General features: G+C 55.0%; 7 protein-coding genes. All 7 read left to right on the forward strand.

The genetic code is table 11. From position 1 onward, the window contains the following. The first annotated feature begins 515 nt into the window (after positions 1-515). Positions 516-1451 carry a TIGR01212 family radical SAM protein gene (locus AB5Y98_RS00290; RefSeq protein ID WP_024943443.1) on the forward strand — a complete coding sequence of 312 codons (936 nt, stop codon included), beginning with the start codon at positions 516-518 and terminating at the stop codon, positions 1449-1451. 404 nt (positions 1452-1855) lie between these two features. After that, on the forward strand, positions 1856-4000 hold the full coding sequence (locus AB5Y98_RS00295) for a type I secretion system permease/ATPase (RefSeq protein WP_368231024.1): 2145 nt from the start codon (positions 1856-1858) through the stop codon (positions 3998-4000). Then, on the forward strand, positions 3993-5411 hold the full coding sequence (locus tag AB5Y98_RS00300; RefSeq protein WP_005302548.1) for an HlyD family type I secretion periplasmic adaptor subunit: 1419 nt from the start codon (positions 3993-3995) through the stop codon (positions 5409-5411). The genes AB5Y98_RS00295 and AB5Y98_RS00300 overlap by 8 nt, the downstream gene beginning before the upstream one ends. Before the next feature lie 35 nt (positions 5412-5446). After that, entirely contained in the window at positions 5447-6775 is a 1329-nt protein-coding gene (locus AB5Y98_RS00305; protein WP_195878746.1) for a TolC family outer membrane protein, read from the forward strand. 158 nt (positions 6776-6933) lie between these two features. After that, positions 6934-7656, forward strand: coding sequence for a transglutaminase-like cysteine peptidase (locus tag AB5Y98_RS00310; protein ID WP_368231029.1), 723 nt, complete (start codon positions 6934-6936; stop codon positions 7654-7656). A gap of 3 nt (positions 7657-7659) precedes the next feature. Further along, on the forward strand, positions 7660-9585 hold the full coding sequence (locus AB5Y98_RS00315; RefSeq protein ID WP_017766670.1) for a LapD/MoxY N-terminal periplasmic domain-containing protein: 1926 nt from the start codon (positions 7660-7662) through the stop codon (positions 9583-9585). 266 nt (positions 9586-9851) lie between these two features. Next, the coding region (locus tag AB5Y98_RS00320) for a retention module-containing protein (RefSeq protein WP_368231027.1) at positions 9852-10746 on the forward strand (895 nt) is incomplete at its 3' end.

Consider the following 10746-nt stretch of genomic DNA (forward strand, 5'->3'; position numbering starts at 1 on the left):
TCTCCAAACTAATGGGATTTTTCGGCAAGGTCAATTGGACATCCCGGCTGTTTTCATTATTACAATGTCATAACAAAATCTCGATGCGCGAGGATAAATGGGGTTATAATTTGCTATTGCTCTGTAATTTTTTGTTTTTTCGAGATTAAATCCTGATATGTCGGGTTTTGTTGGTTGACTCGGTGGGTGTGGATGTTTGTAGTAAATTTACCAATTCACTGCCGGAGTGGCTGGTTGAGATCACATTACTGATGTGAATGACTTGCATTTGCCAAATCCCCGTCTAAAGAAAAATTTTCATTATTCAACAGAATGTTAGCTAACAATTATGCAGCCATGCTGAAGGCTGGTCAGAAGGGAGATGGGTCTCGAAAGCGTCGAGAATGTCCGGTTAACTGATATTTATCCTGTTATTGGTGAATATTTATATGTTTTCTGACTCTCGTCTCCCTTGATCCAGCGCAGCACCCCGTACGGGCAAGCTCGTACAATGACGCTCCTTTACTGGAGGTGTCATGCAGTTACACGAACTCGTCAATACATTCGGCCAGGATCTCAAGCAGCGCCATGGCCAGAAGATCCACAAGCTCTCCATTCACGGCGCCTTCACCTGCCCCAATCGTGATGGCACTCTGGGGCGTGGTGGCTGTACCTTCTGCAATGTCTCCTCCTTTGCCGACGAATCGGCCCAGCAGCTCTCCGTGGTGCAGCAACTGCTGGCTCGTCGGGACGAAGTGACCCGCGCCAAGCGCTATCTCGCCTATTTTCAGGCCTATACCAGCACCTATGCCGAAGTGGAGTACCTGCAGCGCATGTATGAAGAGGCGTTGTCGGTGAGCGACATGGTGGGCTTGTGTGTGGGGACGCGCCCAGATTGCGTGCCGGATGCGGTGCTGGACCTGCTGGCCGGTTATCAGGCCCGGGGTTACGAGGTGTGGCTGGAGCTGGGGCTGCAGAGCGCCAACGACAAGACGCTGCAGCGCATCAACCGGGGCCACGGCTATGCCGCCTATGTAGATGCGGTGACCCGGGCCCATCAGCGGGGCATCAAGGTGTGTGCCCACCTCATCGTGGGTTTGCCCGGCGAGGTGCCGATGGACAGCCTGGATACCCTGCACCGTATCGTGGATACCGGCGTGGAGGGGATCAAGCTTCACCCGCTGCATGTGGTGGAGGGCAGCACCCTCGGCAAAGCCTGGCAGGCGGGGAGGCTCGATGTCTTGAGTCTGGAGCAGTATGTCGAGGCGGCAGTCGCCATGATCCAGCACACCCCCCCCGAAGTGGTCTATCACCGCATCTCGGCTTCAGCGCGCCGGCCAACCCTGCTGGCTCCTGCCTGGTGCGAGAACCGCTGGACAGCGATGGCCGATATTGCTAGTGCGCTGGCCCGTACCGGTCCTCAGGGGCAGGCGTTGGGGCGCCCGTTTTCCCTTGTGGGCAATATTGATTAGGTCGTCAGATTTCATTAAAAAAACAGTGGGTTATTAGATGAAATTCAGTCTTTGCGGTATAGTTTCGGTAAAATTGTCTTGATATAGTACTTGGCTTGAAAAAGATATCATTATCAATAAGCTTGTATTATTTCCAATTTGGACGGGATATATCGGGCATGGCGCCATCCTGTGTCGCGATCAACAGCCTGACCTGGCGTATCCGCTTTGGGCATAATGCCGTTCAGGTCTGTCGATGACATCCAGTGTCAGGTACCTGTGCTTTTAATGTGTATCAGGCTGTTGCTCCTTTTTAGGGGAGCGCTGTTCTTTATGTCACGGGAATGTCTGCGCCAACGACGCCCGTGAGGCTTGAGTATCGGTATGGCGAGACAGTCGGCCCAATCATGCAGTGTCAGGATGCTATGCAAGCAGAAACTAACCGTATTGACGAGTTGTTGGAGTGTCTGGTCTTTCTGACCCGCTTTTATGGGGTACCCAACAGCAAGGACGCTCTCACCACCGGCCTGCCACTGGTATCCGGTCTGCTGACCCCCAATCTGTTCGGCCGTGCTGCCGAGCGGGGTGGCTTGTCCGCCCGGGAAGTCATCCAGTCTCTCGACGACATCTCCCCGCTGTTATTGCCCTGTGTGCTGCAGATGTGCAACGGCGGCGCCTGCATTCTATTGGAGTGGAACGAAGACAGAACCCAGGGCAAGGTGATCTTTCCTCAGGCGGGGGATGCGGCCCAGTGGCTGAGTGCATCTCAACTGGGTGATGAGTATCTGGGGCGGCTGTTTTTTGTCAAAAAGCAGTTCAAGTTCGATGAGCGTTCACCCAAGGTGCTGGAGACCCGCGATGGTCACTGGTTCTGGAGCACCCTGCTCGAATCCCGCGGCATCTATCGGGATGTGCTGGTCGCCTCCATCCTCATCAACCTGTTTGCCGTCGCAAGCCCTCTGTTCACCATGAACGTCTACGACAAGATAGTGCCCAACCTGGCGTTTGATTCGCTCTGGGTGCTGGCGGTCGGCGCCATGGTGGTATTCACCTTCGACTTCGTGATGCGCCAGCTACGCAGCTACTTTATCGATATCGCCGGCAAAAAGTCCGATGTGCTGCTGTCTGCCAAGATCTTTGCCAAGGTAATGGGCATGCGGATGGAATCGCGTCCTGCGTCGACCGGCGCCTTTGCCAAGCATCTGCAGGAATTTGAATCGGTGCGGGAGTTTTTCACTTCCGCGACGGTATCTACCCTCATCGATCTGCCCTTTGCCATCTTCTTCCTGTTCATCATCTGGATCTTTGCCGGCGTCATGGTGGTGGTGCCCATCGTGGCCATGGTGATCCTCATCATTTACAGCTTCTATATCCAGGCGCCGCTCAAGCAGTCCATTGAAGAGGGCTCACGGCTGGCTTCCCAGAAGAACGCCAACCTGATCGAGAGCATCTCGGGCCTCGAAACCGTGAAGATCTTTGGTGCCGAGAGCATGTTTCAGCACCGCTGGGAGCAGGCTGTGTCCCACATTTCGACCTGGGGTGTACAGACCCGTCGCATTACCAACTCCATGTCATCGCTGGCCAGCTACATCCAGCAGGTGGTGACGGTGGCACTGGTGATTGTCGGGGTTTACCAGATCTCGGAAGGACTGGTCACCATGGGGGGCATGATTGCCGCCGTCATGCTGTCGAGCCGCGCCATCGCGCCCATGGTACAGCTGTCGGTTCTCTCGACCCGCTACAACCAGGCAAAGTCTGCATTGGAGATCCTGGAGAAGATCATGATCACGCCGGGCGAGCAGGAGGAGGGCAAGCAGTACATTCACCATCCCGTGATCTCCGGTCGGATCGAGTTTGACAAGGTGTCGTTCAAGTATCCCGGGATGGAAACCAGCACCCTGCACAATATCAACCTGCGCATCGAGCCGGGTGAGAAGGTGGCCATCATTGGCCGGATCGGGGCGGGCAAGACGACGCTCGAGAAGATTTTGATGGGCCTCTATCGGCCCACTGATGGCTCGGTACGGCTCGATGGTTTTGAACTCGATCAGCTGCCGGCCTCGGTGATCCGCCGCAATATAGGCTGTGTGCCACAGGATGTGACTCTGTTTTTTGGCTCGGTACGCGACAACATCATGCTGGGCAATCCGCTGGTGGATGATGTGCGGGTCATGCGGGCTGCCAAGCGGGCCGGTGTGACCAATTTCACCAACCGGGATCCCAATGGGCTGGATAGACAGATAGGGGAAGGGGGCCGTCAGCTCTCCGGTGGCCAGCGTCAGGCCATCTTGCTGGCCCGGGCCTTGCTCAATGATCCCCCCATACTGGTGATGGACGAACCGACCTCCAACATGGATAACCAGTCGGAGATGCAGGTCAAGCATGAGCTGGCCAGGCTTGGGCCGGAAACGACCCTGATCGTCATCACCCACAAAACCACCATGCTTGACGTAGCCTCACGGGTCATCGTGATCGAGCAGGGCCAGGTGGTGGCCGATGGCCCGAAGGAAATGGTGTTGCAACAGCTGAAAGAGGGCAAGGTGCGCGTACAGGAGGCCTCCAATGGCTAAGTTTGGCCTGTTCAAGAAGGCGCCTTCCGATACTGTGTTGCCGGCCCCGGAACACCTTGAGTTTGTGGATGACGGTGCGGCCGCCGTCCTGCTGAGTACCCCGACGCGGGCACGTGCCCTGCTGTGGGCCTGCTTCCTGTTTTTCATGAGTGCCATCATCTGGGCGGCCTGGGCCGAGCTTGATGAGGTGACCGTCGGCCAGGGCAAGGTGATCCCGTCACGTCAGTTGCAGGTGATCCAAAACCTGGAGGGGGGGATCGTCAAGGAGATCTTCGTTAAGGAAGGGGATATCGTCGAGAAAGGGCAGCCACTGCTGCGCATCGATGATACCCGTTTCCGTTCCGACTTTCGGGAGCGCGAGCAGGAGCTGGTGACCCTCAAGGGGGACATCGCCAGATTGCGGGCGGAGATCCAGAGCGTGGTGGTCAAGACCGGCCCCAATCTGGGTTGGCGTGAACAGGTGGTGGTTGAAAAGCAGCCCATCGTTTTTCCGGACGGTTATGAGAACGTGTTTGCCGAATATGCGACACGGGAAAAGTCGGTGCAGAATGAGCGCCTCAACAACCTGAGCAACCAGCTCTATATTCTGGGTCAGCAGATCGAGCAGAAAGAGCAGGAGACCATAGAGCTCAATGCCAAGATAAGGACGGTGGCACGCAGTGTGGATCTGGCGCGCCAGGAGCTCAATATCAGCCGTCCCTTGGCCAAAGAGGGGATCGTGCCCCAGGTTGAGTTGATCAAGCTGGAGCGCCAGGTCAACGAGATGCAGGGGGAGCTTGAAAGCAATAGGCTGCTGATCCCCAAACTTGACTCCGTATTGCGGGAAACCATTTCCAAGCGCAACGATATTGCGCTGAAGTTTCGGGCCGATTCGCAAACCGAACTCAACGAGCGGCAGGGCAAACTGAGCCAGTTGTCCGAGGGGCAGGTGGGATTGCGTGACCGGGTTGACCGCACCAGCGTCATCGCCCCGCTCAAAGGGACCATCAAGAAGCTCAAGATCAATACCCTGGGTGGCGTTGTCCAGCCCGGCATGGATCTGATGGAGATAGTACCGCTGGAAGACACCCTGCTGGTCGAAGCCAAGGTGTCGCCGAAAGATATCGCATTCCTGCGACCGGGGCTGGAAGCCGTGGTCAAGATCACTGCCTATGACTTCACCATTTATGGTGGATTGCATGGCAAGGTTGAGCAGATAAGTGCCGACTCAATTCAGGATGAAGATGGCAATTCCTTCTACCTGGTTCGAGTACGCACCGAGAAGAGTTACTTGGGCGATGAGCTTAACGCACTTCCCATCATCCCCGGTATGTTAGCCAGTACAGATATTATTACTGGTAAAAAAAGTGTCCTAGACTATTTGCTTAAGCCGATATTACGGGCAAAGCAGTCGGCACTGAGAGAACGATAAGCCAACAATCTAAAAACAACATGACTGGAGATACCATGAAGAAGACGATTGTTGCCATGTTAGTAAGTGGCGCCGTGCTGTTCCCGGGCCTAAGCCAGGCACAAACACTGGAGCAGTCAGTGGCACAGTCACTGGCTACCCATCCCAAAATCAAGGAAGCTTTTGATCTCTATCAGGCGCGACTGTATCAGCATGACGGGGCCAAAGGTGGTTACTACCCCACCATCGATCTGCGTGGCGGTGTCGGCTACGAGAAGACTGACAGCCCGACCACCCGTGCGGCCGGCGCAAACTCGACCACCATCGATGACTCCATGACCCGTAAAGAGGCCGGCATCAGCCTGCGCCAGATGTTGTTCGACGGCTTCAACGTCAGCAGCAACGTGGCGCGTACCGATGCCGAAGCCAATGCCCAGCGCCTGGCCATGATCTCCGAGGCGGAGAACACGGCACTGCGGGTAGCCGAGGTCTACCTCAACATGCTGCGCCAGCAGGAGATCCTGGAGCTGTCCAAGCAGAACCTGGAAACCCACGAGCAGATCCGCAGCGACATCAGCAAACGGACCGATTCGGGGCTGGGTTCGACCGCTGACCAGACCCAGATCGATGGCCGGGTAGCCAGAGCCTACGCCAACCAGGCTGCCGCCGAGAACAACTATCGTGATGCCGAAAGTGAGTTCATCCGGGTGGTCAACGAGATGCCAAAAGATTTGGTACAGCCGGTTCCGGATGCTCAGCTCATTCCTAGCAGCCTGGATGCTGCACTGAAGACGGCAACCGAAGTTCACCCGACGCTGCTCTCCTCCCTGCAGGATATCGAAGCTGCCAAGTACCAGCATGAGGGTTCCAAATCTGGTTTTTATCCCAACGTCACCTTTGAAGTGGATCAAAACTGGAACGAGGATATCGATGCCGTCAAGGGGCGCAACGATGACCTGACCGCCATGGTACGGATGCGCTACAACTTGTTCCGCGGTGGTTCCGATCTGGCCCAGAGCAAGGCCACTTCCGCACTCTATTCCCAGGCCAAGGACATTCACATGAATGCCTTCCGTCAGGTAGAGGAAGGAACCCGCCTGGCCTGGAACGCAAAAGAGTCTTTGGCTAAACAGAAGACCTTCCTGAAAGAACACGTGGATGCAAGCTATGACACTGTGCAGGCGTACAAGAAGCAGTTTGGTCTCGGTCAACGTACCTTGTTGGACGTATTGAACACCGAAAACGAACTGTTTGAAGCGCGCCGCAGCTACATTACAGCCGAGTATGACTCCCTGCTGGCGGATTATCGGATCCTCAATGCCACTGGCAGCCTGCTCAACGCATTCAATGTGAAGCAGCCGGCCGATTGGCAAGCCAAACAGTAATGGAGTGCGCATCAGGTTTGATGCGAGTGAAAGGGATGGTTGCAGCCGGGCTGCCGCCATCCCTTGTCTCTGACGGCCATCTCTGGCCAATGCAGTGAGTACCATTGGATCTGTCGAAGATGCATGTGACCGGATGGGATAGAGCAAGCAGTATCGGCATGGCGTCAACCTCCGGTTTGACCCAGCTGCTGCGCGCTCGCTGGTTACGCTGGTCACTTTGGCTGCTGCTGATATCTCTGCCGCTACTGCTCTCCGCCAGCCAGCCTCTTACCCCTGAAGATCTCAAACTGGTACAACGGGCTCAGGAGACCTACGGCGTCAGAGCCGGCAAACGGGTCACCACCTGGCGCACGCTGGTAATGCAAAATCGCGCTGCCGGCCTGACCGACCGTCAGAAACTGGAGAAGGTTAACCAGTTTTTCAACCAGATGCGGTTTATCGACGACATCAAGTTGTGGCGAAAAAAAGACTACTGGTCAACCCCGCTGGAGTTTTTGGGAGCGGCCGGTGGCGATTGTGAAGACTTCAGCATTTCAAAATACTTTACCCTGCTGGAGCTGGGTGTTCCGGATGAAAAGATGCGGATGGTCTATGTCAAGGCATTGGATTACAACCAGTTTCATATGGTCGTCGCTTACTATGAAGCACCGTCTGCGGTGCCCGTCATTTTGGATAATTTGATAGGGTCGATCCGGCCTGCCAGTCAACGTAGGGATCTGGTGCCGATATACAGCTTTAACGGTAGTCACTTGTGGTTGATGAAGGCGCGTGGTCAAGGGGAACTGGCTGGACAGTCCTCACGCCTGGGATTATGGAATGATTTACGCAATCGCATGACGTCGGGGCGATTGGCTCAGCCTGTGTTGAATTTGGATGATTAACCTATGACGCTCTACAGACAATTATTGGCAACCATGTTGATCCTGTTCGGGTTGTTGTTTGCAGCTACCTATTGGGTGCAATTCAACTCGACTCGTACCTATCTGGCCCAACAGCAGGAAACCACCGTCATCAATACAGCCACATCTCTGGGGCTGGCACTGACCCCTTATTTGGAAAATGGTGACAAGGTGGGGGCTGAGTCCGTCATTCAGGCGATATTTGACGGGGGATATTATCGTCTGGTCCGTCTGGACTTACTGGCTTCCAAGGATGTCATCGAGCAGGAAAATACCAATAACATTCAAGGTGTTCCCCAATGGTTCATCAATCTTGGGTTGTTTCCCGAGGTATCCAATGAGTCGATCCTGACGTCGGGCTGGCTGCAACTGGGTAAATTGAAGGTCGTTGGTCATCCCGGCCAGGCCTATTACGAGTTGTGGCGCGGAATGAGTGAGCTTGCCAGCTGGTTCCTGATAGGTTTTCTCATCACCACCATCTTGCTCATGCGAGCACTCAACTACCTGCTCAAGCCGCTCAAGCAGATTTGTGAGCAGGCCGTCGAGATAGAGCTGCATCACTTTGGTCATGCCATTCCCGAACCCAAGACCCATGAATTGAAACAGGTGGTTCAGGCCATCAATACCCTCTCCAGCAAGTTGGCCGTGCAATTCAAAGAGCAGGCCGACGAGGCAGAAAAACTGCGGGAGCGAGTCTACGTCGACGCCGTTTCCGGCTTGGGCAACCGGGCTTATTTCGTGGGTCAGGTCAACGCCTGGATTGCAGAGGCTGGTCAAGGGGGGGTCATGCTGGTTGCCGTCGACATGCTGGACGAGCTGTACCGCGAAGAGGGATTTGCTGCGCGTGACAACATGGTCAAATCGATAGCCCAGGCTTTGAAAGAACAATTGAAAGGGTGGGATGGCTCTGCTGTGGCGCGGATCTCGGCAACGGAATATGCCCTGTTGTGCCCGACAGATGACCTTTCCCAATTGAAGGATTTGGCTGAAGTGATCAACAGTCGCATCGCCGATCTAGTGGTAAATCCCATGGGTGAGGGGGGCGCCTTGTCCGTCATTGGTATTGCTGGCCGAGATGGTAACGATGATTTGTCGGCACTGCTGACCAAGGCTGACAATGCGCTGGGCAGGGCCCGCAATGAGCGTCGTGGTGCCGTGGTCATGGAAGGGGGCACAGATCAGGGGTTGATGGGACGCCTGGCTTGGCGTGATCTGGTTCAGGATGCGATTGCACGGCATTTGTGGCGTTTCAAGGCGCAGCCAGCCTGCCGATTTGATAATGGTCTGCGTATGCATGCAGAACTGTTTGCCTCCATCTCTCGCGATGGCACCGATTATTTCGCAGGCCAGTTCCTGCCTGCCATCGAGCAGTTCAAGCTGGGTGGTGAGTTTGACCAGGCGATACTGGATGCGTCAGTTCCATTACTACAGCAGCAACCTGATCTGGTCCTGGCGGTCAATATTACGGCTGGCTCGCTGTGCTCAGATGAATTCCGTACTTGGCTGACCGGTTATCTGAGCGACAATGCCGGATTGAAAGAGCGCTTGCTGTTCGAGATCCCTGAAGCCGCCATCATGAAGCACAAGGAGCATGTGACCGCTCTGGTTAATGTTCTGCAAGAGCATGACTTTCAGTGGGGGGTGGATCACTATGGACGCCACTTCCAGTCACTGGGGTATCTGGAGGAGCTTGCGCCTTCCTATGTCAAGGTTGACCACGGCTATACCAGCCAGGTTATGGAGCCTGGGGCTGATACTTCCTTCCTGGCTGCGGTATGTCGTGCCGCCCACAATGCCGGCGTTACAACCATTGCGACCAGAGTGGAAGATCAACACCAGGTCGAGTTGCTTTCAAAGCTTCATATCGATGGTTACCAGGGCTTTGTACACCCGGCATTTCCGTTGCCGTGAGCATGACCAAGTATTTCAGGGGCCCACAAGGGCCCCTTTTTTATTCGAAAAATTAATAAGCATGCTTATGCTCAGTTTAATTAGACTAGATGGCTTCATTTGGTGTCGCACAACTGATTGATTTGACGATATAAAAAAGAACATTCGATTTCGTACATTTCCCCTCCCCAGTTTTGACACGAATCCCATACATTTTTTCAACGGATGCAAGAAGCACGGACATCTATGGTGTAGACATCGAGATCCGTCACGTTGGAGCAATGGACATGCGTACCCAAATCATCGACAAAACCGTTGTGGTTTCTGCAGTTGAAGGCAATGTGCAAATCGTGCTGGCTGATGGAAGCAGCCGCCCTCTGCAAAAAGGAGAGATCCTACAACCCGGGGCAAAGCTCAACATTGCAGATGATGCCAAATTGTTATTGGCGCCCTACGATGATTCACCGGCGGCTGCCACACCGGATGCTCCAGCCCATGATGCGCCTGCTACCGGCCAGCCACCGGCTCCAGATGCCGGAAATGCGGCCTCTTCTGATATAGCCGCCTTGCAAAAGTCGATTTTGCAAGGGGTTGACCCGACGCAAAACTTTGAAGCGTCAGCTGCGGGTGGTGCTCCGGCTGCAGGTGGTGGCGGTGGGATCGGTGGGGTTGCTGGAGCCAGCGGTAACGGTGGTTTTGTAACCATCGACAGGATTGGCGATGCCACTATCGCCGCCGCCGGGTTTGACACTACCTACCAAGCTGAGCCGGTGGTGGATACCCAGCAGATAGCAGAGCCCTTGCTGGTCAATGAGCTGACGGATCAGGGAGAGCAACTGACCGTTGCTGAAGACGGAGCTCTGAGTGGTAATCTGCTGGATAACACGGTGAATACCGATGGGCCGCAGGCTGCGTCAGTACTGATCTTCACTTGGGGGGACAATGCCAATATAGCTGCCGGTACCAGCGTGACCATCGATGGGGTTGGCACACTCATCGTCAATACGGATGGCAGCTTCACATTCACACCGGCCCCCAACTACGATGGCGCCGTTCCACCAGTGATATATACCGTGACTGATGGCACCGACACGGTGCAATCCACCTTGGAGTTGACGATCACCCCCATCAATGATCTCGCCGATGAGGGAGAGAGTGTGGTGGTGACGGAAGATGTAGCCG

It is taken from the genome of Aeromonas sp. s3 (genome assembly GCF_040907805.1).
Lineage (GTDB): Bacteria > Pseudomonadota > Gammaproteobacteria > Enterobacterales > Aeromonadaceae > Aeromonas > Aeromonas dhakensis.

What these genes read in the sequence shown, in the direction of transcription:
- AB5Y98_RS00295 (WP_368231024.1), top strand. Translation starts at nt 1,856, where the DNA reads ATGCAAGCAGAAACTAACCGTATTGACGAGTTGTTGGAGTGTCTGGTC.
- AB5Y98_RS00290 (WP_024943443.1), top strand. Translation starts at nt 516, where the DNA reads ATGCAGTTACACGAACTCGTCAATACATTCGGCCAGGATCTCAAGCAG.
- AB5Y98_RS00310 (WP_368231029.1), top strand. Translation starts at nt 6,934, where the DNA reads ATGGCGTCAACCTCCGGTTTGACCCAGCTGCTGCGCGCTCGCTGGTTA.
- AB5Y98_RS00315 (WP_017766670.1), top strand. Translation starts at nt 7,660, where the DNA reads ATGACGCTCTACAGACAATTATTGGCAACCATGTTGATCCTGTTCGGG.
- AB5Y98_RS00300 (WP_005302548.1), top strand. Translation starts at nt 3,993, where the DNA reads ATGGCTAAGTTTGGCCTGTTCAAGAAGGCGCCTTCCGATACTGTGTTG.
- AB5Y98_RS00305 (WP_195878746.1), top strand. Translation starts at nt 5,447, where the DNA reads ATGAAGAAGACGATTGTTGCCATGTTAGTAAGTGGCGCCGTGCTGTTC.